General features: G+C 56.3%; 17 protein-coding genes and 1 pseudogene. 11 read left to right on the top strand and 7 right to left on the bottom strand.

All coding sequences use genetic code 11. The features are described 5' to 3' along the window. Positions 1–18: 18 nt before the first annotated feature. Positions 19–1,179, bottom strand: coding sequence for an FAD-dependent urate hydroxylase HpxO (hpxO, locus tag HPC62_RS18675; RefSeq protein ID WP_172358026.1), 1,161 nt, complete (start codon positions 1,177–1,179; stop codon positions 19–21). A gap of 691 nt (positions 1,180–1,870) precedes the next feature. On the opposite strand from hpxO, the gene HPC62_RS18665 reads away from it, so the two are divergent. The 3 genes from HPC62_RS18665 to HPC62_RS18655 all read left to right on the top strand — a co-directional run bounded on the left by HPC62_RS18665 (position 1,871) and on the right by HPC62_RS18655 (position 6,176). Continuing rightward, positions 1,871–2,536, top strand: a complete 666-nt coding sequence (locus HPC62_RS18665; RefSeq protein ID WP_172358024.1) for a response regulator transcription factor — start codon at positions 1,871–1,873, stop codon at positions 2,534–2,536. A gap of 589 nt (positions 2,537–3,125) precedes the next feature. After that, positions 3,126–3,341 carry a hypothetical protein gene (locus HPC62_RS18660; RefSeq protein ID WP_172358023.1) on the top strand — a complete coding sequence of 72 codons (216 nt, stop codon included), beginning with the start codon at positions 3,126–3,128 and terminating at the stop codon, positions 3,339–3,341. Positions 3,342–3,758: 417 nt separating this feature from the next. After that, entirely contained in the window at positions 3,759–6,176 is a 2,418-nt protein-coding gene (locus HPC62_RS18655) for a T3SS effector HopA1 family protein (protein WP_172358022.1), read from the top strand. A gap of 21 nt (positions 6,177–6,197) precedes the next feature. Here HPC62_RS18655 and HPC62_RS18650 read toward each other — a convergent pair whose 3' ends face one another. Further along, entirely contained in the window at positions 6,198–6,518 is a 321-nt protein-coding gene (locus tag HPC62_RS18650; RefSeq protein ID WP_225906824.1) for a hypothetical protein, read from the bottom strand. Positions 6,519–6,544: 26 nt separating this feature from the next. Next, on the bottom strand, positions 6,545–7,408 hold the full coding sequence (locus HPC62_RS18645; protein ID WP_172358021.1) for a M48 family metallopeptidase: 864 nt from the start codon (positions 7,406–7,408) through the stop codon (positions 6,545–6,547). 329 nt (positions 7,409–7,737) lie between these two features. Between HPC62_RS18645 and HPC62_RS18640 the strand changes: the two genes are divergently transcribed. Then, positions 7,738–7,965 carry an HNH endonuclease gene (locus tag HPC62_RS18640; protein WP_228721653.1) on the top strand — a complete coding sequence of 76 codons (228 nt, stop codon included), beginning with the start codon at positions 7,738–7,740 and terminating at the stop codon, positions 7,963–7,965. 7 nt (positions 7,966–7,972) lie between these two features. On the opposite strand, the gene mfd is transcribed toward HPC62_RS18640, so the two are convergent. Further along, complete coding sequence (gene mfd / locus HPC62_RS18635; RefSeq protein WP_172358020.1) at positions 7,973–11,518, bottom strand: transcription-repair coupling factor; 3,546 nt, start codon at positions 11,516–11,518, stop codon at positions 7,973–7,975. A gap of 629 nt (positions 11,519–12,147) precedes the next feature. Between mfd and HPC62_RS18630 the strand changes: the two genes are divergently transcribed. The 6 genes and pseudogenes from HPC62_RS18630 to HPC62_RS24220 all read left to right on the top strand — a co-directional run bounded on the left by HPC62_RS18630 (position 12,148) and on the right by HPC62_RS24220 (position 18,859). After that, on the top strand, positions 12,148–13,476 hold the full coding sequence (locus HPC62_RS18630; RefSeq protein ID WP_172358019.1) for a hemolysin family protein: 1,329 nt from the start codon (positions 12,148–12,150) through the stop codon (positions 13,474–13,476). Between the two features lie 106 nt (positions 13,477–13,582). Continuing rightward, positions 13,583–14,356, top strand: coding sequence for an ABC transporter permease (locus HPC62_RS18625; protein ID WP_172358018.1), 774 nt, complete (start codon positions 13,583–13,585; stop codon positions 14,354–14,356). Positions 14,357–15,044: 688 nt separating this feature from the next. Further along, positions 15,045–15,887 carry an endonuclease VIII gene (gene nei, locus HPC62_RS18620; protein ID WP_172358017.1) on the top strand — a complete coding sequence of 281 codons (843 nt, stop codon included), beginning with the start codon at positions 15,045–15,047 and terminating at the stop codon, positions 15,885–15,887. 364 nt (positions 15,888–16,251) lie between these two features. After that, positions 16,252–17,142: an ABC transporter permease gene (locus tag HPC62_RS18615; RefSeq protein ID WP_172358016.1), complete on the top strand. Its 891-nt coding sequence runs from the start codon at positions 16,252–16,254 to the stop codon at positions 17,140–17,142. Positions 17,143–17,149: 7 nt separating this feature from the next. Then, positions 17,150–18,025 (top strand): annotated as a pseudogene (locus HPC62_RS24225) (ROK family protein); the annotation flags it as partial. Between the two features lie 45 nt (positions 18,026–18,070). Further along, positions 18,071–18,859 carry a sensor histidine kinase gene (locus HPC62_RS24220; RefSeq protein WP_315872764.1) on the top strand — a complete coding sequence of 263 codons (789 nt, stop codon included), beginning with the start codon at positions 18,071–18,073 and terminating at the stop codon, positions 18,857–18,859. 107 nt (positions 18,860–18,966) lie between these two features. On the opposite strand, the gene HPC62_RS18605 is transcribed toward HPC62_RS24220, so the two are convergent. Continuing rightward, positions 18,967–20,280 (bottom strand): NF041680 family putative transposase, encoded by a 1,314-nt coding sequence (locus HPC62_RS18605; protein ID WP_172353244.1) that lies wholly within the window; start codon positions 20,278–20,280, stop codon positions 18,967–18,969. A 327-nt stretch (positions 20,281–20,607) separates the two neighbouring features. Beyond that, on the bottom strand, positions 20,608–21,039 hold the full coding sequence (locus tag HPC62_RS18600; protein ID WP_172358014.1) for a hypothetical protein: 432 nt from the start codon (positions 21,037–21,039) through the stop codon (positions 20,608–20,610). Between the two features lie 558 nt (positions 21,040–21,597). On the opposite strand from HPC62_RS18600, the gene HPC62_RS18595 reads away from it, so the two are divergent. After that, positions 21,598–22,152, top strand: a complete 555-nt coding sequence (locus HPC62_RS18595; protein ID WP_225906826.1) for a DUF1499 domain-containing protein — start codon at positions 21,598–21,600, stop codon at positions 22,150–22,152. A 511-nt stretch (positions 22,153–22,663) separates the two neighbouring features. Here the strand turns inward: HPC62_RS18595 and HPC62_RS23550 are convergent. Beyond that, positions 22,664–23,500: a CAP domain-containing protein gene (locus HPC62_RS23550; protein ID WP_225910574.1), complete on the bottom strand. Its 837-nt coding sequence runs from the start codon at positions 23,498–23,500 to the stop codon at positions 22,664–22,666. Positions 23,501–23,631 lie beyond the last annotated feature (131 nt).

Here is a 23,631-nt window from a genome sequence, read left to right as displayed (position 1 = left end):
AGCCTAATTCCCGATTCGCTAACGCAGCGGCCCCGCCAAAATCACCTTGCTAATGGCATCGGTAACATCCGTCGGCTTTTCCGTCGCCAGTTGGTGATACCACTGCTGCGTCACGGCGGGGTCTTTGCCGTGAATCTGTTCGGCCCGTTTGCGGGCCTTTTCTACCACCGCGTTGGCGCGGGCCATGCGCTCCGACTCGTAGCGCTTCAGGGCATACTCGATGCTGATATTGGTGGTCAGCAGATAGTTTGCCAGCACCAGCGCATCTTCCATCGCCTGACAGCCGCCCTGGCCCAAGTCAGGACAGGTGGCGTGGGCCGCATCGCCCAGCAGCGCCACCCGCCCGCGCACGTAGCGATCGATCGGGCCGACATCGTGAATTTCCGGACGCGCCACGGTATAGGGGTCAAAGCGGTCGATCAGGCGCTGCACAGGCTCGGCCCAGCCTGCGAAATGGGCCTTTAGCTCTTCCCGGTAGGTGTCGGGGTTGGCGGGTGTGCCCTTGGGCAGCGGCACGTCGAGGAAGAAATAGAGGCGATCGCCCGCCACAGGCATCAGGGAGGCTCGCTTGTGTTCGCCAACGTAGATGACCCAACTCTCCGGCGGAGACAACTCAGCATCGGCAGGCACTAGCCCGTTCCAGTTCACATAGCCCACATACTGCGGCTCTACCTCGCGCCCTACGACGTAGCTCCGCAACACCGAGCGAATGCCGTCCGCCGCCACCAAAAAATCGCCCCGCGCCTCGCGCCCGTTGATAAACTGCACCGTCACGCCGTGGTCGTCTTCCTCCACGCCGATGCAGCGACAGTCGAGATGCACCTCGCCCGGAAACGCCGCCATCAGCATTTTTTGCAAATCGCGGCGGGCGACCGGATAGGGGCGCTGTCCGACTTTGTGAATCAGCGGCGCAAGCTCGATGTAGTTCAGAAGTTCTCCGGCTTTGGTGTGATACTGCATCCGGTTCATAATGCCGCCGATTTCGGCCATGCGATCGCCCAATCCCAAACGGTTCAGCACTTTCACGCCATTCGACCAGACGGAAATCCCCGCACCCACCGGCCGCATCTCCTTCACCCGATCATAAATTTCTACCTCATATCCGGCTTGTCGCAGGGCGATGCCAGCCGTCAAGCCACCAATCCCAGCCCCGATCACGATCGCCTTCAGGTTTTGCATAGATCTCCGTCTGTCGCTTTCCTGTATACGGTATACAGCGTTTCACAAACCCATTTGAACCTATCGAAATAAATAAGACGTATCAAACGCCTCATTTGGTATCCTGACTTACCAAACTGATGCTCAAGCCCTTGACTTGAAAGCCGTTTGGTTGATATTCCCAGTCCTCATTCGTTTTTATTCTAATCGCTTTAGGACTTACGCAGTTGGACGATTTCTCGCGGGCTGCGCCCGCGAGAAATCGTCCAAAACCCAGAAAACCTATCGCAAGTGCGTAAGTCCTACGCTTTCCAGAATGACCTTTCGGTGATTTTGCCATTCTTCTTGACTCGATATCCAAAAGTGATATTATTTTTTAGGCAAGGATATCGTTTTTCGGTATCAAGCCCGCGTCCCGATGTGGCTGATGCAGCTCCCCGTCAGCCACTCGATGACGCTGGGGCGATCGCCCTGGCAATTTTGAATTGTGGATTGGTGATTTTGGATAACGAATCCGACGGAATGTGCAACTTTCAATCTGCCCTCATCCCCCAACCCCTTGTATCTTGAGAACAGGAGAACGAGCTAGGACTCTTGTTCCCTCTTCTTTGGGAGAGGGCTAGGGTGAGGGCAGCAAGACGCTTAAGCACGAAAATCATACGTCTGTTTAGAAACGCCGACTCCAAAATCAGTCCATCCAGAAACGAAGACCATGACCCGCGTGTTGATTGCAGAAGATGAGCCGCGCATTGCTGCTTTTCTAGAAAAGGGATTTCGGGCCAATGGCTTTGCAACGGCGATCGCCCCCGATGGACAAACTGCCTGCGACATGATTACCAGCCAGGAGTTTGACCTGCTGATTTTGGATCTGGGGCTGCCCAAAAAAGACGGCTGGACGGTGCTGGAGGAACTGCGCGGGCAAGGCGAACAACTGCCCATTATCATCCTCACCGCCAGCGACAGCGTATACGACACTGTTGCCGGGCTAGAGAGCGGCGCAGATGATTACGTCACCAAGCCCTTTCGGTTTGAGGAATTGCTGGCCCGCGCCCGCCTGCGCCTGCGCCACACCCGCACGACCCAGGGTGCCGAAATGCGGCTGCAAGTGGGCAACATCGAGCTAGATTTGCAAGCGCATCAGCTTTGCGTGGGCGATCGCCAGATTGAGCTATCGGCCCGAGAATTTGCCCTAGCAGAAACGTTCCTGCGAAATCCAGGGCGGGTACTCAGCCACGAGCATTTACTCAAACACGTCTGGGGCTACGACTATGACCCCGGCTCCAATATTGTCAATGTCTACGTCGGCTATCTGCGAAAAAAGATGGGGAACGGGTACATCGAAACCGTACGCGGCATCGGTTATCGCTTTCAGCCGTAACACGCCGTAATCCACAGATGCCCAAAATTTCAGTCCAATATAATCTCGGTTCATCATTTTAGATTTGGATTGGATGGCGCTCCTCATCTTTTGGGTATCTTTGGGGTCAATTGTGATGCGCTTCTGCGGCATTCAGAGTGCGCTGCTTGCGCTAAGGCCTGCACTTTTTATGGGGGCGATCGCGCCGCAGACAGCAGACGAAAGCCCGAACGCAAAAGTTCCCAAAATCCAAAACTGATTTTCAAAAAGCAGGTGACGTTTACTCCTTTCAAAAAGTTCCTGAATCAGACTAGTAATTTCTAAAATTCTAGAAATTTTTCAGAACTCATATCTTGGGATGTATCCTGAGAGCGACTTTTCGGCAATATTCTGCACCTTTAGATACAGGTATTCTTGTCGTGAATCTCATTGCAAAACAATGCTTTAGTGCTTCCTAAGAAAAGCATTAGAAAACTCTAATAAAGGTTGCTCCCTACTATCCACCTCGATAAGCTGAAGACACATGGAGGAAATACTGAAAAATGCAAGCGTTCTTGCAGGTGCAAGTATTTCTAAACATGAGTCGATAGTTAGTAATGAGGATCGTGCAATGACTAATAAGGAACTTTCACAACATCAGCCTGCGGGTATCGATCTGTTCCTGGGTATTGAAGGCTTGGCGCAAGTGCTAACCGAAGAAAACGAACTGCTGATCACGGGTGGGCGACGCCGAAATTCCACCCCTCCGCGCCGTAATACTCGACGGGTTGTGCGCCGTCGGACGACTCGCCGAGTAGTGCGTCGCCGCAATCTTTCCACGACCTAATTTTGACCTGATTTCGCTACGGCGCTTTGTCGCTGGCACTGGTTCATAAAAGGATGATGTAGCACTTGAAGTGCTGACTATGCAAAGACCTCAGCCGATTTTGACTACAGACTGCGAAGGTTTGTCTACAAGGGCTTTGCGAGGTTTGTCCTCCACTAACAGTCCAGTGCCCGATATCTTCGACTAATCCGCTGTTGATTAGGGGATAGGATTTTAACTCATGACCAATTCATGACTTAAAATGCCTCTTTCGACAGAGGTTAGCTCTTTAACTTTTACCGAGTCAGAGCCATAGCCAGAGTCCTGAGTGGCTCTGGCTAAGTTTCTTAGAAAAGTAAGCTATGGCAGAAAACCGTTTACCTGAACTCGTCAGCCTTGGGGATGCTGATTAATATAAACTCCGAAATGCATACAGAAATGACGTTTAGATTAGATCATCAGAACGTTTTTGATTATCTAGTGAGGCAAAAGCTGTGCGATCGCCCATCGGAATCCGTTCTTTCTATTGAAGCCAAATCTTCCAAAAACTTTAATTTGCTGGTGCGACTGACGGGCGATCGCCTGCTGCTGGTGAAACAGGAACCACTGGATGCCCAGGGCAATGCCGCTGGAGATTTGCTGATTGAAGGGCAGGTGCAATCTCTATTTCAAGCACATTCTGAACTGAGTAGTTTGATTCCCCTAACGGCGGGCATTTTGCTGTTTGATCCAGTCCATCACATCCTGGTGATGAACTATCTTCAGGACTATCTCGATCTGGAAACTTTCTATGCTGAACAGCAGGTATTTCCAGCGGCGATCGCCCACCAGTTAGGGCATCTAGCCGCGCAATTTCACCGCACTACGCTGGACTATTGGCCGATTTATCACCAGCTTCATCCCGACGAGGAGGCACTTCATCGGGCTGCCCTCCAGCAAACCCAAACGGCGGCAATGGCAGAGGACGAAATTGCCACGATTGTTCCCAATTTTGAAGACGGTCTGGAGTGGCTGACTCCAGAAGATTTGGGGCGGATCAGCGAAGATGGGCAGCGGTTTTTTGAGCTGTATTTTCAGGCTGAGGATCTGCGGAGGGCGATCGCCCATTTAAGCGAGATTTACGACCCCTGCTGCCTCACGCATCAAGATTTCAAGTTTGGCAATGTGCTATTGCATCGCAACTGGCCGCAGTTGATTCGAGCCTCCTCTAAAGAATTAAAAGAATTAGCAGGATCAGCAGAATCGGCTAAAAAATCATCCGCGACCAATCAGCCTTGGAATGCTGCCCCGCAACCGCTGCGCCTGATCGACTGGGAAAAGGCAGAATGGGGCGACCCAGCGCTGGATATGGGCTTTCTGATTGCTTGCTATCTGCGGCTATGGCTACAGAGTTTGGTCGTGTCGGGGCTGGATTTGACCGAGGCGCTGCGGCTGGTGGCCGTCCCGCTGGAGGCTCTCCAGCCGTCGCTGCGATTGCTCGTGCGCGGCTATGGAGCGGCGTTTCCCGAAATGGGGCGATCGCCAGTCTTTTGGCAGCGGGCGATGCAGTTTGCAGGCTATAGCCTGGTTCGCACGCTGCGGGTCAAGGCGCTACATTTCGAGCCGCTGGGCAATGTGGGCATTTGCACGATGCAGGTGGCGAATTCGCTGCTCAATCGGCCAGAAGCGGCGATTCGGTCAATTTTTGGCGGGCCGCTTCTGGACTGGATAGACAGGGAAGCATCTGACGCAGAATTGGGCAACCAGCCAGATAGCCAATCCGACCTTGCGGCGACATCCGGCTCTAGCGAACTAGCAGGTTCCCCCGCGACAGTTCCAAACGCGACCCCGACGCTTAAGCTGCCGCCCAGAGCGGGGCTAGACGATTTGCTGCGACATCTCCACATCAGCCCAGAGGGACGGATTTATCACGATCGCTGTCCGGCGGCGGTGCTAGTAGAAGACGATCGCCCCTTTGACCAGTTGCCGCCAGAGGTGCAGCGCTCCTATCTGCGGCTCCAGCTTCGCAACGTGATCTACGACCTCTATTTCTGCGGCCGACATCTGACCGACCAACCTGCGGCAACGGATCTGCGAAACTCGGTGCAGGCTGGGGTGGATGTGGAATTTTTTGAGCAGCTTAGCGCAGCAAACACAGGACAGGGCTATTTTGACGCAGGCTGGATCGTCACGCAGATCGACGAAACGACGGCCTTGGTTCAGCGCAATGGGTTGATTTTGCGGCTGGAGCGCGATCGCCATTTATCTCCCTCCCAAAGACATCCGGCAGTGGGCGACATGGTTGCGGTGTGGATGCCACCCCATCGCATGGACGCGAGTTTCTATACTGTTTTGGGCGATCGCGGCCCGATTTCGCCCGATGCGCCAGCGGTGCAGGTCTATTTCAACCTGTCGGCTGCGGGGGCGATCGCTCTCATGCGCGTCCTGATTCCCGCGCTAAATCAGGCAAAACTGCCCTTTTCCCTCGGCCTGCTGCACGACCCAGCCGACTATGGGCGACGCGACGCAGCCATCTTGCGGCTGTGCCAGGTCGATTGGGCTGCGGCGGCTCCGATGCTGCGGCAGGCTTATCCGGTTGTGCGATCGCACCTCCAGCGGGCCGTGCCTCTGTTTACCAAGGCCCTCGCGCCAGGAGTGGGGCTAGCGGAGGAACCGATGGAGGAACCGATGGAGGAAGCCTGCAACGAGGCGATCGAGTTTGGGCTGCACCGCGCTCAGTTGGTTGCCGATGGGCTGCTAGACAGCGCCGACCCCACCGCCCGGCTAGCGGCGATCGCCCGTCAGTTTCAGCAGGCAGGGCTGTGGCTTGACCGGCCGTACCTGAATCCTGGTGCGGGCGATCGCTACTCGCTTTGAACGGCTCGACGATTGCTGAGTTTAGAAAATAAACGGCAGCACCGGGCGCAGTAGCCGCCGCAGCTTCAGCAGCATCACTGTTTGCCGGATTTCGGGCGGCAGATCGCGGGGTTGTTCCTCAATCGCCGTCTGGCGACTGGTCTGCTGGGTGGCGCGTTCGCTGGCAGTAAGCGGTTCTCCCGTGACGGGCGATCGCCCCTCCAGCACAATCTGCGTCCGCAGCACCTCCTCTGGCACGTCCTCCGGCGGCGGCAGCGCGTGCCCCAAACCGGCCTCAACGCCCATTGCGCCTGCGATGCCGCACACCACGCCCACGCCAACCCCGGCAATCCAGCGTCTCATTTCACATTCCTGCTGAGAGAGAGCATTTAGCGCACAAGCGAACGAATCTGGTTGCGATAGTCGGCAGTGTCTAGCCCTCTACCTTGGGACAGGATGGTTGCATCTACCATCTGTCGCAGGCGGGCAGCGCGTTCCCCAGAATTGGGGTGGGTACTCAGGAAAGTGGGCACCGAGCCGCCCCGCTGCTGGAGTTTTTCCATAAAGCTAACCAGGCCAATCGGGGCATAGCCAGCGCGGATTATATTGCTAAGGCCGCGCTCGTCTGCTTCGTATTCGTCACGGCGGCTGTTGGGTCGGTTGATGGCGAGTTCCACACCTAGGGCAACGGCCGTGTTGCGATCCAGTCCGGCGGCGCGGGCGGCCCCAGCGGCGATCGCCCGATCGCGCAACTGCTCAACCGAGTGGCGCGAGGCAATGTGCCCAATCTCATGCCCCAATACGCCCGCTAGCTCAGCCTCATTGTCCATTGCTTGCAGCAGCGCAGTGGTGACGTAGACATAGCCGCCCATTGTGGCAAAGGCATTGATCTGGTTGCTCTCGACCACCTGGAAGGTATAGGGAATCTGGGGGCGATCGCTGTGGGGCACGAGTCCCTGTCCCACGCGGTTAACGTATTCAGAAACCGTCGAATTCTGATAAAGCCGAAACTGCCGCGTCAACAATTGCTGGTTGATCTGCCGACCTAGCTCCAACTCTTGCCGCTCCGACATATTGGAGATTTGAACAATTTGCGCCCCGCGAATCAGCAGTTCCAGCCAGCGCGGCACGGTTTGCGAATGAGACGGCGAAGGGCTAAGCACAATTAGCCCAGTTGCCATCACGCCTGCCATCAACCCATAGAGCCAGCGGCGGCGCAGATTGCCAAATTGGTGAAGGAGAAAGTCAATCATGATGCTTTGCCAGAGTGTGGAATGTTGACGTGCAGAGGAGTTCAGGAGTTAGGCGTAACAGATAACAACAGGCTTGCCTGAAGCTTCGGGATTCCTCAAGATCAAAAAATTGAGCCTGGATCAATCCAAATATATTGATCGTTGAGACGTAGATTATGCAAAATTGTTGCGCGAGTAGGCATCTTGCGCGGGCCGGTGTGATGACGTAGGTGAGGGCGATTGCCCCTCAGCCCTTTTTAAGCGTTACTCCCAAGAACTCTCTCTAGCGTTCCACAATCCCTCCAAAAATCACTCTCCCCAACGGTGAAGTTCTACAGCGGCAGATAACTTTGTTGACCACCCCCTTGAGCCAGCAATGCAACCACTGCGGCGCGGGGCCACACCAGGCAAAACTGACGATTGATCACATCATTCCGCTGGCGCAAGGTGGGGTAAACGACCTGAGCAACCTGCAAGTGCTGTGTCGGCGATGCAACTCATCCAAGCAGCATGGATTTGATACGAAGCGCGACTGTCATTTCAACAGGACTTTTGGATCGCAGCACCACCAGCGGTGACTTCTTGCTAAACCAAGCTCGGCTCCAACAAGGCCCCCTGCATCCGGCTCAGCCAGTCGATCAGGTTCTCTAGCTGGAGGTCGGCGCTGAGGGCCCCTAGGCCACGGACGGTGACTTTGCCGGAGGTGTAGACAAAGCGGGGTTGCAGGTGGCTGGGCAGCTTGTCCTTCAGCAGGTTCCAGGCGGGTTCTTCCATTGGCGTTTCTAGCACGACATGCTGATTGCCGTCGGGCTTGATGCGCGAGAAGCCTAGTTTCTTGGCAATCTGCTTTAGTTCCACCACGCGGAACAGTTGCAGCGCGGCGGGGGGAATGGGGCCATAGCGATCGCTCCAATCCACCGCAATCTCGGTCAATTCCTGCTTGGTCTGGGCAGCGGCGACGGCGCGATAGGCGCTCATCTTTTGATCCAGGTCGGGGATATAGTCGGTGGGGATGAAGGCAGTGAGGCGTAGGTCGATCTGGGTGTCGTCCACCTGGGGAATTTCCTGCCCGCGAATTTCCTTGATGGCTTCCTCCAGCATTTCCATGTACAGGTCAAAGCCGATTGCGTCCATCTGCCCCGACTGCTCCGCGCCTAGCAAATTACCCACGCCGCGAATCTCCATATCGCGCATGGCCAACTGATAGCCAGAGCCAAGCTGGGTAAATTCCTGAATGGCGCGCAGCCGCTGACGGGCGGTTTCCGTGAGCTGGCTTTGTTTTGGGTAAAATAGCCACGCATGGGCCTGGATGCCCGCGCGGCCGACCCGTCCCCGGAGTTGGTAAAGCTGGGACAGACCGAACTTCTGCGCGTCTTCGATCAGAATTGTATTCACACGGGGGATGTCCAGCCCCGATTCGATAATGGTGGTGCAGACAAGGATATCTGCCTCGCCGTTGTTGAAGGTGAGCATGGTGGCTTCCAGTTCGCCTTCCTGCATCTGCCCGTGGGCGATCGCCATCCGCACCCCCGGCACCATCTCTCGGAGCTTGGCGGCGGTTTCCTCAATGCCCTCCACCCGTGGCACCACGTAAAACACCTGCCCACCGCGATCGAGTTCCTGCCGAATTGCCGTCCGCACCATCTCCGGATCGTAGGGCGACAGGTGGGTCTTGATGGGGCGGCGGGAGGGCGGCGGCGTGGTAATCAAGCTCATTTCGCGCACGCCCGACAGCGCCATGTAAAGCGTCCGGGGAATCGGCGTAGCGCTGAGGGTCAGCACGTCTACCTGGGTTTTCAGGGTTTTGATTTTTTCCTTTTGGTTCACGCCAAAGCGCTGCTCTTCGTCTACCACCAGTAGCCCCAAGTCTTTGAACTGCACGCCCTTACCCAAAAGCTGGTGCGTCCCCACCACCACATCCAGTTCCCCAGAGGCGAGGCGCTTCAGGATGTCCTGCTTTTCGGCATTGGTGCGAAAACGGTTCAGCAGACCGACCTGAATCGGGTATGGGGCAAAGCGCTCCTTCAGGGTGTGGTAATGCTGCTGCGTCAGGATCGTCGTCGGCGCGAGCAGGGCGACCTGTTTCCCAGCGGTGATCGCCTTGAACACAGCGCGGATGGCGACTTCCGTTTTGCCGAAGCCCACGTCGCCGCAGACCAGCCGATCCATCGGGCGATCGCCCTCCATATCCCGCTTCACGTCCTGAATCGCCTTGAGCTGGTCGGTCGTGGGCTGGTAGGGGAACGAGTCTTCCATTTCCTCCTGCCAGGGCGTATCCGGCGGGTAGGCGTGGCCCTGCTGCTGGGCCCGCTGGGCGTAGAGTTGCAACAGGTCAAAGGCAACTTTCTTAATCGCCTTGCGAACCTTTTGCTTGGTGCGTTCCCAGGCTTTGCCCGTCATCTTGCTGAGTTCGGGTTTGCCCTCGCCCACGCCGCGAAACCGCGACAGCGCATTCACCTGATCCGCCGCCACCCGCAGCAGCCCGTCGGCATATTTCAGCACCAGATATTCGCGGGTTTCGTTGTCCAGCGTCAGGCTTTCCAGCTTGATGAACTGGCCAATGCCGTGGTTTTTGTGGACGACGTAATCACCCGGTTGCAGTTTGTTCGGGTCAACTTGTTTGGAGGCGGCGCGGCGACGCTTGCGGACGTAGCTGGGCGTGGCCAGGGTGTGCTGCCCAAAGAACTCGCGGTCGGTGATGACGACGATGCGGAACGTTGGCAGAATGAAGCCCTCTAGCTCTGCCAGACCGGAATACTTCACCGCTGTCGGCACGCGGTTCGCCTGGAGCCGATCGATGGCCGGATAGTCGTGGGGGTTGGGGATGAACTGCGCCGGACAGTCGTGTTCTTGCAACAGCGCCACCGACCGCGACGGCTGCGCCGAAATCAGCCAGATCCCAAACTGGCGATCGCGCTCCTGGCGAATCGTCTCTGCCAAGCGCCCAAACTGGTGCGGCACGGCGGGAACCGGGCGGCTCGCCAGGTTCAGCCCGCTGCCCTCCTCCGCCAGTTCGGAAAGGTGTAGACACAGAAAGCGATCGCACGCCGCAAGGGACTCCGTAAACGGTCGGTGGGTCTTGGGGAGGGTTGGAGCCGGGGGAGATTGCGCGGCCAAGCCGTCGCCCACGGTCCCCTGCCCCCCGCATATCTCGCGCCAGTGGTCTTCTGCATGGTCAAACCAGCGATCGCCATGCGCCTGACACTGCTCCACCTCATCAATGGCGACCAGGGTATTCTCTGGTAAATAATCCAGCAGCGACGCGGGCCGCTCAAACGCCAGCCCCAGAAACCGCCGCGCCCCTTCCAGCCGCCTGCTTTCCGCCAGCCGCTCTGCTTCTTCCGGGGATAGGTACGGCTTGAGAAGCTCCAAACTTTCTGCCAAATCGCCCTGACCGCTGGCCCCCAACCCTAACAACACCATCGGCGCAAAATCCGTTGCCGTCAGCACCAACTGGGGCACATTGTCGAGCGATCGCTGGCTGGCGGGGTCAAACTCGCGGATCTTCTCTAGCTCATCGCCAAATAGCTCCAGGCGCACGGGCAACTCCGCCGCCACCGGAAACACGTCGATAATGTCTCCCCGCTGGCTCCACTGCCCCTCCGTTTCCACCATCGCTACTTTTTCGTAGCCCAGCAGCGCCAGTTGGCGACTGAGGGATTTCAGGTCAATTTCCAAGCCCTGGGTCAGCGTGATGCAAAACTGGCGAAACGTCTCCACAGGCGGCAGGTGCGGCTGGAGCGATCGCTCGGTGGACACAATCGCAAGCTGAGACAGATGGGGCGACGACTCGACCCGCGCCAAATCTGCCAACACCTGCAACTGCCCCCAGGTCATCTCCGATTCGGGGTCAAAGGGTTCGTAGGGCGACGCTTCCGACGTGGGGTAGAAATGCACCGTGTTCCAGCCCATCGCCTCTAGTTGGGCCGTCCAGCGGCCGGCTTCCTCCAGCGTGGCGGCAATCACCAGCAGCGGGCGCTGGGCCACTTGGGCCAGGGTAGAGGCGACCAGTCCCTTGGGCAGGCGGGCGATGCCGTTGAGAATGAGGCGGCGCTGCTGGTTCAGCTTGGTGAGCAGTTCGGCCGTGAGGGGCGATCGCCCCATGACGCGACAAATTGACGAAAACACCATAGCAGTTGGGATTTCGGAAGACGGTGATTGAGCAACGGATTGAGCAAAGACTGTTGACCATTGTAAAGCGCTGCCAGAGATTCAGGATTTGGGAAACCGCCTCCGGAGAGATGGGTCAGGGCCCAAGATGTAGGAAATCGGTTCCAGATGCCGGGTCAAATCCGTCGCCGGCCCCCTGGCCGCTCGCGAGAAAATCTGCTGATCCTACAATTTCACCCTGGCCGAGGTGCTACCTTCGTCTATAAGTTTGCGAGATGCGCTTGCGAATTTGGCTGGCGAAACCTGACTGGCGAAACCTGACTGGCGAAACCTGGCTGGCGAAACCTGACTGGCAAAACTAAGCCTGCAAGCGCTTGCAAGCTTGCCTTAATTTCTAAACGCAATGTGCGACGTTGCTGATTCCCCTCCCCCTTTTCTGGTATGCCGAAGGCTTCAAGCTCTCTCCCAGAGCAGGAGAGGGACTTCCAGCCTCTCTTGCTCCCCTGCTCCCAGCTTAGGAAAAGGGGTTCGGGGAGGAGGGCAGCTTGGAAGTTGCACATCGCATCGTTGCACATCGCATCTTCGTGACTTCCGAAAACGTTATCTATCCCCTTTTGCCGGACGCTGGTCGCCGCCGGATACTGCCACCAATGCCTTCCGTTGCTGTTGAAGTTTTAATCGTGCTGCTGCTGATTTTGGCAAATGGCATCTTTGCGATGTCGGAGATGGCGATTGTGTCTGCCCGCAAAATCCGTCTTCAGGAGATGGCCGAGCGAGGCGACAAAAAAGCCCAGGCAGCGATAGAACTGGCGACTTCTCCCAATCGGTTTCTCTCAACGGTGCAAATTGGCATTACGCTCATCGGCATTCTGGCGGGCGCGTTTGGCGGGGCGATGATTGCGAATACCCTGGCAGGGGCGATCGCCCAGGTTACCGCGCTTGAACCCTACAGCGGGGCGATCGCCCTCAGCGTCGTCGTCCTGACGATCACCTACCTCTCGCTGATTATTGGCGAACTGGTGCCCAAGCGCATCGCCCTCAGCAACCCCGAAAAAATCGCCAGGGCAGTCTCTCGCCCCATGCGCTGCCTCTCGTCTCTAGCCTATCCGCTGGTGCATTTATTAAGCGCTTCCACCGAAGGCATCCTGAAACTGGTGGGTGTAAATCAGTCTTCTGATGAACCCCTGGTGACGGAAGAAGAAATTAAGGTGATGGTGCGCCAAGGCGCAGAGGCCGGCATGTTTGATGCAGCCGAGCAAGACATGGTGGAGCGAGTGTTTCACCTAGGCGACCAGCGCGTCAGCGGCCTGATGACTCCGCGCTTGGAAATTGTCTGGCTAGACCTCAATGACCCCGAACACATTAACCGCCAAAAAATCATTGAAAATGGACATAGCCGCTATTTGGTTTGTCAGGAAACGCTAGACAACGTGCTGGGCGTGGCTCACGTCACCGATCTACTCTCCCGCAGCCTGTCCGACCAGCCCTTTGACCTGGCGGGCAACCTGCGGCAACCGCTGTTTGTGCCCGAATCCAGCCCCGCGCTGAAGGTGCTGGAGTTGTTCAAACAGTCCAGCACCCACCTAGCCATCATCGTGGACGAATACGGCGTGGTGCAGGGCATTGTCACGCTGAATGACGTGATGGAGGTCATCATTGGCGATGTGCCGATGGCAGACCACGGGTTTGAAGCCGCCATCGTGCAGCGCGAGGACGGCTCCTGGCTGCTAGACGGCATGTTGCCCATCGACAGGCTTAAAGAACTGTTCGACCTTGACGAACTGCCGGATGAAGACCGAGGCAACTATCAAACGCTGGGAGGCTTTGTAATCATGCAGCTTGGCCGGATTCCCGCCGCCGCTGACTATTTCAACTGGCACAACCTGCGGTTTGAGGTGATGGATATGGACGGCAATCGCGTAGATAAGATGCTGGTGATGCCAGTGGTGCAGAAGGAAGATGGCAGGCTGGGGGAATGAGTTGCGAATCGGGAAAACAGCGGGATGATGGAATCAGGCAATGCTGGGAGATGCCAATCCCCCTACACCCTCGATACTTCGATACCCTAATCTTCCAACGCTTCCAATGCTCGAACTCTTTTTGGCGGAACTGCGCCGAAGCTGGATTCAACTGCTGCGATACTCCACCGAGGCGATCGCCGGAATTGTCATTACCACCGTCGTGTTCTACGGGCTGTTTCTGAGTGCGCGGTATATTGCCGGGCCAAACTTGCAATTTGGCGATCGCCTTGATGCTGTGGTGATTGGCTACGTGCTGTGGACGCTGGCGCTGTTCATCATGAGCGACGTGGCGGGCAACTTGCAGCGCGAGGCACAGACGGGCACGCTAGAGCAGCTATTTCTATCGCCCTATAGCCCGCCCCGGCTCTTCCTGACGCGGGCGCTAGCCAGCCTAACGATTCAACTGACGCTGATTGCCTGCATTCTCGGCGTAATTTCCTTGCTCACGGGAACGCGGCTGTCCTTTCCGCCTGCGGTGCTGCCTGCCTTTGCCACGGTGCTGCTAGGAGCCTACGGGCTGGCCTTTGCGATGGGGTCATTGTCGCTCTTGCTAAAGCAGGTACAGCAGCTTTTGGGAATCTTTCAGTTTGCGCTGCTGTTTTTGCTGGCGGTGCCGTCGGAAACTTGGTCAGGGCCAATGCGGCTGCTGGGGCTGCTGCTGCCGATGGCTCCGGGTGCGGGGCTGATGCGTGATGTGATGGCGCGGGGTGTGCCGCTCAAGGCCGACAACTTTGGGCTGGCGCTGCTGAATGGTGCGATTTACTTTGCCCTAGGGCTGACGCTGTTTCACCTGGCCGAGCGCGAAACCAAGCGGCGCGGTAAGCTGGCGGGCTACTAAGGCGGGCTACTAATAAGTAGGTGGACATTAACAAACATAAAACCCAAAGACCCTGCGCCGCCCGCTGCGCGGGCGGCGCAGGGTTCAGGATCTGTTTTTAATCTGGTCTATTTACTTAGAAGTCTGGGAACAGATAAGAGTTCTGGGAACAGATAAGAGTTCTGGAAACAGAAAAGAATTGAGGAATATTGCGCTGATTTTTCTGAGATGGTAGGCTATGAACTTTCAAGCCCGACTTTTGGGCGAATAGCGTCCAGAAACTCTGGTTTTCTTTGAAATTCTCTAATGAATTCATCAGCGACTTGGCGGATTTTGTTCAGCCTTTTATGTCGATTTGATGCAGTCTAGCGATTCAGGTGACTTTGTAGCGCAAGCCTGGTATCGATTCTCGATTTTAGATTTGCGATTTCGGAGCGCTAGTCAAGCCTCTGCGTAACTCCCAGGCATCTCATCCAGCACGACTCTCAGGAAACTCGATAGGGTGTATCCCACTTTTGTAACCCTCATTTTGTAACCCTCACCCTAAATCTCTCTCCCGCTTTGGGAGAGGGACTTCCAATCCGGCTCCCCTGCTCCCAAAGCGGGAGCAGGGGCTGGGGGATGAGGGCAAGCTTGCATAACTGGGATGCGCCCACTCGATATAAGCCCCAATCTCTAACTCTTAACTTCCAATCCCTGGTCTCCAAATATGCCTGAAGGCCCCGAAATCCGCCGTGCTGCGGACGAAATTGAACGTGCCATTACTCGCGAGCCTGTCCAAGATATTTTCTTTGCCTTTGAGCATCTGAAGCCCTACGAAGACAAACTGAGGGGCGATCGCATTCTAAACGTGCAAACCCGTGGCAAGGGAATGCTGATTCGCTTTGCCTGCCAGTTGAATATCTACAGCCACAATCAGCTTTACGGCATCTGGTACGTCCGCAAAGCCTACGATTTCCCACAAACAAAGCGTCAACTCCGCCTTGCAATTCACAACAGCCAAAAATCTGCCCTGCTCTACAGCGCCTCGGATATCGAAGTGCTGCGAGAAGACGAGCTAATACAGCACCCCTTCTGGAGCCAGGTCGGGCCCGACGTGCTAGATTCCGCCGTCAGCGTTGAACAAGTCGTCGCACGATTGCTCGATCCCCGCTTTCACCGTCGCGGGCTGGTGTCGCTGCTGCTAGATCAGAAATTTCTCTGCGGCCTGGGCAACTATCTCCGCAGCGAGGTGCTGTTTGTGGCGGGTGTGCATCCCAGCCTGCGCCCGATGGACTGCACCCCAGAGCAAATAACTGGACTGGCTGAGGCGGCGATCGCCCTCGCCCGCCAGTCCTACACCACAGGCGGCATCACCAATGACCTGGCCCGCGTCGCTCAGCTCAAACAGCAAGGCCTCAGCCGTGGCCAGTATCGCTTTCATGTGTTCAACCGCGACGGACAGCCCTGCTGGGTATGCCAAACGCCCATCGAGAAGAACATACTGGGCGGACGACGGATTTACTACTGTCCGGTTTGTCAGAGCAAGGGCGTAAGTCCTGTCTTTACTTAGAGGATGTTTGGAAAGTCCCACTGTTTGTAGCAAAGCGTGCAGATCCCCCTAAATCCCCCTTAAAAAGGGGGGACTTTAAGGCGGTTTCCCCCCTTTTTAAGGGGGGCTAGGGGGGATCTCTGAGTGCTTAACATTACAGGCGATACCTTTTCAAACACCCTCTTAGATAGCGCTTTAAGCAGCGTTCTAAATGAAATGGCTGAAGGCCCCAAGAGGCTTGACTGACACGCCAAAATCGCCCATCCAAAATCCAAAATCGCCCATCCAAAATCGTTAGTATCCCAACTCGCTATCACGCTTCCTCAGACGTGCGACAATAGGCTACGATCTTTTTCCCTTTTTTGCTCCTGGAATCCGATTTGGCATGGCGCTTACCAATTTGCGATCGCTCCGATTTTTACGCACGACACAGCGGCCGAGTTTGTCGGTGCAAATGATGTGGGTGGGCGTGGCGATCGTGGCAGTGTTTGTGCTGGCGGCGCTGCTGGCTCCGCTGTTTCACACCTGGGGCTGGCTGCAAGACCCGCTGGAGGCGCTGGCGAACCCAATTCATGAACCACCGTCGGCGGCACACTGGTTTGGCACCGATCGACAGGGCTACGACATTTTTGCTCGCACCCTCTATGGCGCACAGGCAGCGCTGAAGGTAGTGGTGCTGGCGACGGCGCTGAGCGTGCTGGTGGGCGTGCCGTTGGGAATGCTGAGCGGCTATTTGGGCGGCTGGCTAGACCGAGTGCTGCTGTTTCTGATGGACACAATCTACACGCTGCCGGGGCTGCTGCTGTCGGTGACGCTGGCGTTTGTGGTGGGGCGGGGCGTGCTAAATGCGGCGATCGCCCTCAGCATTGCCTATGTGCCGCAGTATTACCGCGTCGTGCGAAACCACACCGTCAGCGTCAAAACCGAGCTATTTATAGAAGCGGCGCAGTCGATGGGTGCGTCCACCTGGCGCGTTTTGAGCAAGTACCTCTTTGCCAACGTGATCCAGAGCGTGCCCGTGCTGTTTACGCTCAACGCCGCCGATGCCGCGCTGACGCTGGGAGGACTCGGCTTTTTGGGACTAGGCTTACCCGACCAAACCCCCGAATGGGGCGCAGATCTTCGCCAAGCTCTGGATGCACTGCCAACGGGCATTTGGTGGCCCGCCCTCTTCCCCGGCCTCGCCCTAACGCTATTGGTCACGGGCCTCTCCTTGGTCGGCGAGGGGTTGAATGAGTTCATTAACCCCCTGCTGCGGCGAGAAAACTGGAAGTAAAGTCCCTATGCCTTATGTAATCGGCATCGACCTCGGCGGCACGGCGATCAAGCTGGGTCGGTATGACGCTCAGGGAACGTGCGCTGCATCCGTCACCGTGCCCACGCCACAACCGCCTCAGCCAGAGCAGGTGGTCGAGGCGATGGTGGCGGCGATCGCCCAGGTTGACCCCCAGAACGAGGCGATCGCCCTTGGGGTGGGCACGCCAGGCCCAGCAGACGCAGCGGGTCGGGTGGCGCGGGTGGCAATTAACCTCGGCTGGCAGGATGTGCCCCTGGCGGACTGGCTGGAGGCGAGGACAGGCAAACCGACGGTGCTAGCCAACGATGCCAATTGTGCAGGGTTGGGCGAAAGCTGGCTAGGGGCAGGGCGCAACTTTCGCGACGTGATCTTGCTGACACTGGGGACGGGCGTGGGCGGGGCGATCGTGCTGGATGGCAGGCTGTTTTCGGGGCGACAGGGCACGGGCGGCGAACTGGGGCTAATCACGCTCAACCCGCAGGGGCCAGAGTGCAACAGCGGCAATCGCGGTTCCCTGGAGCAATATTGCTCGGTGCAGGCGATTCGACGGCGCACGGGGCTAGAGCCAGGAGAACTGGGCCGCAGAGCCAAGGCGGGAGATCGGGAGGCGATCGCCTTTTGGCAAGAATACGGACGCGACCTCGGCGCGGGCATCGCCAGCCTGGTTTATGTCCTCACGCCAGAAGCGGTGATTCTCAGCGGCGGCATCAGCGCCAGCTTCGAGTTCTTCTACCCAACGCTGTGGGAGGAACTGCAAACCCGCGTGTTGCCCAGTTCCCGCGAAGGACTGCGCGTGTTGCCTGCTGCCCTGGGCAATCAGGCCGGTGAGGTGGGTGCGGCCAAGCTGGCGTGGGAGTTGGTGAGGGCACAGGGGTTGCGAAGCGATGGCCTGGAGCAGGCTGATGGGATGGAGTCGCCGCTCCCCAACTCCCTCCGCCAACTGGAAATGGCCTACTGGCTGGCTTCTGAACAGGCGCGGTTCCATGCCGGGTTTCTGGCGCGGGTGTCTCACGAATTGCGATCGCCCATTAACGGCGTAATCGGGCTACAACAGTTGATTCTCAACGATCTGTGCGATAGCCCAGAGGAGGAGCGTGAGTTTGTGCGACAGGCCAATGGCGCAGCCCAAAAGATGCTGGGGCTGCTGGATCAGGCGATCGCCATTTCGCGTATTTCGCAAGACTTTCGCAAGCTGGAGCTACAGCCTGTACAGCTTGCGGGAACGTTTCTGGCAGTGGGCGATCGCACCCAACTTTTGGCCCGCAACCGCAATTTGCAGCTAGAAATCCTCCCGCCCAGCCCAGCGTATTACGTGCTAGCCGATCCGCAGTGGTTGCAGCAGGGATTGGTGAGCCTGGTGAGCGGGGCGATCGCCACCATGCACGACGGCTCAATTTGCCTAACGGCGGAAATTGACGCACCCACCAAGCTAGCCCGGCTAATCCTGGAAGACACGCGCCCCGCCGAAGCCTGGCAAGAACCCCTCGACCAGTTGGCTGCTCTGTCGCAAAACCCCAAAATTACCCGCAGCAGCGGCTATGTGCCTGTGGCTCAGCTTTCACCGGGATCAAGTCTGCTGGCATTTCAATCCATCCTGGAGGCAATGGGCGGACGGCTGGAATTGCTGAATACGCCCACCGAAAATAGCCCCCTGTCGCGCTTGCAAATAACCCTGCCCCTGATTCAAGAACTTTAGTTTGGACTAACTGGCATCACAATAATGCTCAACAGGATGCCATAAAGAATCTGCTCAACCGTTCATAACAGTTGAACTTAAGGAATTGGATACAATCCTGCTCGCAGTTAAGCTGCTGTTGCAACCGGACTGTTCAGGGATTGTTCGGATGTCTTGCGTTTCGAGGCTCGTTTTTTGACCATCGGATAGCAGGGACGAGGAGTTGGCTTGTGCCCCTTGCCTCGTCCTGGCGATTTACCACGAGGTTTAGGCGCAGGAGCAGGGGTGCCAATCGCTGCCAAAATGCCTGCAAACGCTTGTGCGACCCGACCCGGAGTCAACGTTTCTTGCGGTGCCTGCCAGGGCAAGGGGTGGTCAGTACAGTCCTTTCGCGCTAACCACAACTGCCAACTGAGCAACGGCATCAGGCTGCTCCACTGTTCGGTTGCCGATACAGAACTGAACTGGGGATGTGTCCAATATAGCCTCTGCTTGGCAAAGCGATACCAGTGTTCAATGGCAAAGCGACGGAGGTAGTGCAACCACAGGGTTTCTAACGGAGGCATCTGCTCACCCAGCCAAACTAACCACAAAGGAGCCAAGCGTCGCGTGCTGCTCTGTGTCTCCAGCACCTCCACGCGCAACACTTCCATTGCCCGTTTGGGGGATTTGCGGAAATGGTATGCACTCCAACGACTGACCCGCACTCGTCCCCAGTTGGGATCATCGACTTCAACGGTTTCGACCGGGACACTCCAAGTGTCAGGGTCATTGAGTTTCATCTTATGTCCATGCTTGGCAGGTGCGCCTCGCCCTCGATACGCTGGGGGCGCGCCATAGACACATCGATTGGATGTAACCCGCAGCAGCAAGTCTGCCTCAATCCCTGCCGTTTGGTTGACAAAACTGGCATTGCCGTACCCTCGGTCGTAGATCGCCAACGGACGCACCGCTAACTGCCGAGTCACTTGTTTGAGTTGGAATGCCGCTTTACTGGCGGGTGTTTCAAAGCTGGTGATGCGCTCATGCCGCAATGGTAATGCCCAACTGCCCCTGTCTTCAGCAATCCAGGCTAAGGTACTGTAGTTTTGTCCGGCTATCGGGGCATGTCCTGTTCTGCCTGATAAGGTGCGGTCTTTCAAACGCCTGGCAGCAGGACGGTTCCACCGACTCGCATCACCTGCCAACAACGGTTGCTGCTGAGTCGGTATCTGCTGCACCAACAGCTTCAGCACCTTTGATCGGGGTAGGCGGCTATCGCGCAACGCTTCATAGGTGCTCGACCACTGGCGACGAAAGACAGGACTCTGCGATAGCCTCACAAACGACACGATGCACGCACTCACTAACACGGCATCCATCAGATCAAACAGGGCATCTCTGGCGTTTCCCAAGCTGGCATACAACGTTTGGCGAAATTGCTGAAGTTCGTTGAAAATCATGGGGTCAATGTTGGTTGTACTTCATTGACCTTACGGCAGTCGGTGCTTCTCATTGACTGCCTTCCTCTTCACCATTAGTCCAAACTAAAGTCAAGAAGAAGACTCAGGGTTTTAATCCATCGAAAAGAGATGGAAGAGCCACTGAAGAGGGGAGTGTTGCTGAACAGAAGCATGATATTCGTGCTTAGGCTTCTTGCGGTTCTCACCCTAGCTCCCTCCCAAAGGAGAAGGAACAAGAGTTGTGGCTTCCATCTCCCCACGAAGAAGGGTCAGTGGATGAGGGCAGGTTGGACGTTGCACATCGCGTTGTTATCGGTTGATTGCCAGCTAGGAGGTCGGCAAGTTAGACACACTCAGCCGCAGGCGATAGTTCACCGGAGCGCTAGAAGCCGTCGAAACGCGCACAAAATAGGTGCTGGGCATAAGACCCGTCAGGCTAAACTTGCGAACCCCCCCCAGCACGGGAAACGACAGCTTTTGCCCGCCAAACCTCAGCACTCTGCCCCTGGCATTTAGCACCGCAAGCTGAACAGTCGGCGCACCCGACTTGCGAAACACAATCTGCATGGTAGACGGATTTTTCACCACCAGTCGATACAGGTCGCGGTCTGACCGACTGACCGAATCCAGTCGATTGAACTTTCCGGGGATCGGCCTGACCCGTAGCGCAGATCCCAGCGTCCCTCCGGGTTCTTGCTGAGAGGCACGGGCGACGGTTCGCACGCTGAGCGCAGCCAGGGGCGAAGATCTGGCAGGCACAGAAAGACTGCGATTAGCGAAGAGGTTCGATTTTAGAGGCTGAGACATGACGATTTTCGACGATTTTCAAAACAGGAAGACTTATAGCTTATCCCTGGAAATACGGAAATGACGATGTGCTTTTTATAAAGCTTAAATATTCTCAAAAATTAGACCACCAATTCCCAAACGATTCTTTCGTCTTTTGTGCGATCAGGCTTGAGTGGGGAAGGATTGTAAAGATAAGGATTGTAAAGATATTGTTATGGAGTCCACAGCATAGTGTCGGGCGCACAACATGCTGTAAAAGTGCAGCTTGGTGAAGCTTATAGGTGAAGCTTATAAAGGTGAGCCGCTTTGCTAGGGCTGGTGTGCCTTTGGGTTGGCGCAGTTTCCATGCAGTCAAAATCAACGCCCAAACGTTTGATCCCAAACGTTTGATTACGGACAGAACTTACGCATTTGCGATAAGCTCTTTGGGTTTTGGACAATTTCTCGCGGGCTCAGCCCGCGAGAAATTGTCCAACTGCGTAAGTCCTATAAATCCTAACGGAATAATAAAGATTAAAGAGGCGCAGGATGAATCGATTGAAGTGGCTGAGTGTCTTTGTTCTGATGGTGCTGCTGGTGGGCAGTTTGGTGTGGCCGGCGACGACGCTGGCGGCTCCGGGTTCCACCGTAATGTCTCCAGCCTCGCTTTCGATGGCCATGTTTGCTGAATCTTCTGGAGGTGCTTCGTTGTTTTCTTTTTCTGGATCGCGTCCCACCAATCTGGGAGTGAAGGACGGTAAGCTGGCAGCTTGCCCTGGCTCACCCAACTGCGTCAATAGTCAGGCTCCGGGGTCGGATGCCGAGCATTACATTGCGCCCCTGAGCTATAGCGGCACCCCGGCCGAGGCGATCGCCCGTCTCAAGGGCATCATTACCGCCATGCCGCGCACCCGGATCATCACCGAGTCTGATCATTACCTCTACGCCGAGTTCACCAGCGCCCTGATGGGGTTTGTGGACGATGTGGAGTTCTACGTAGACGAGGTGGCGGGCGTGGTGCAGGTGCGATCAGCCTCGCGCCTGGGTCAGTCTGATTTGGGCGTGAATCGCAAGCGAGTTGAGGAAATTCGGGCTAAGCTCTAGAGATTTTGGATTGGGGATTTTAAGTAGATAGACCAGATTAAAAAACAGATCCTGAACCTTGCGCCGCCCGCTGCGCGGGCGGCGCAAGGTCTTTGGGTTTTATGTTTATTAATGTCCACCTACTTAGATTTTGAATTGGGGATTTTAGATTGAGCAAGAGGGTTGGGGCGATCGCCCAGTTCTCTCTTCGCTTCTAGTCCAAAGTCCCTCTCGGTTTTCTGAAAAAAAAGAGGCGAGAACGCAGCACATTCCCGCCTCTGTTTTGCTGTGCAAACCAAACTGTTTCGCTGTGCAAACCAAACTGTTTTGCTGTGCAAACCAAACTGTTTTGCTGTGCAAACCAAACTGTTTTGCTGTGCAAACCAAACTGTCTTGCTGAGCTTTCTCTCACCCTCTGCTGTCGATTCACTTCAGTGGCGTTACGAATAAAATTGCTGAACGCTTTGAAAACGCTCGACTAGCAATCCAAAATCGCAAATCCAAAATCCGAGAATAGAAATGACCTCCAGCCCTACAGGGGCTTGCCAAAGTTTTGCGTCCAGTAGTGGTAATAATTCACCTGGCCGGTGTCATTGGCAAGGTAGTGGTAGCCGATGCCGATGTCCTGATAGTTGGGATTGAGCATCGCCGCCCGATGTCCGGGGCTGTTGATCCAGGCATTCACCACAGCCTGGGGCGTGCTGTAGCCCGCGGCAATGTTTTCGCCCGTAAACGACCACTGATATCCAGCCGCCGTAACTCGCTGACTAAAGGTAGAGCCGTCTTTGCCCGTGTGGCTAAAGAAGTCCTGGTTCGCCATATTGATGCTGTGCCCTTGGGCAGCATTACTCAGCTTACTGTTGTAAGATAGCGGCCGTAGTCCGTTTTGCTGGCGAAATGCATTGGTCAGCCGCAGCACTTCGGCGATGAACCCAGTCGGCTGGGTTTCGCGAGTGCCACCACCGGAGGATGTATCCGATGGGGTCGTTTCCATTGCCAGGTTGTAACTGAGACTGCCGCCCTGGCTGCGGACTCTGAGGAAGAACGTACCCGTCAGGTTTTTGGCTGCTAGCGTGTTAGATTGCCCAGGGCGAATGAGCATTCTGCCTTTAACTTCATTGGCATCGAGGCGGCCGTTGTTGTTCAGGTCTTGAATCAGGTCGGCGATCGCCCCTGTGCCGCTGCCAGTTCCCGAAGCCCTAATAGTGACATTGCTAGCTCGGTTGAAATTGAGGCGGTAGATGTCATCCCGATCGCCAGAGCCGACCCATTCGCTGAGGTTCAGCTTTCCAGAAGAGAAGCGGAGCCTGCGGGCCGTTGCGAAGGTGTTTCCAGCGGTATCTTTCTGCATCTCAGTGGATGACGGCATATCGGGTGGACTCTTCCAGTAAGACCCATCCGTACAGTTAGCGCCAACCTGGTATACACGGAGACTCTTTACACTTAAATTACGAACTGTCAAGCGAATAAAAGCTTGATTTGAATTCGCCTGAATTCGTC

The sequence above is a fragment of the Thermoleptolyngbya sichuanensis A183 genome, from assembly GCF_013177315.1.
GTDB lineage: Bacteria > Cyanobacteriota > Cyanobacteriia > Elainellales > Elainellaceae > Thermoleptolyngbya > Thermoleptolyngbya sichuanensis.
This window is presented reverse-complemented; position numbering and strand designations above follow the sequence as displayed.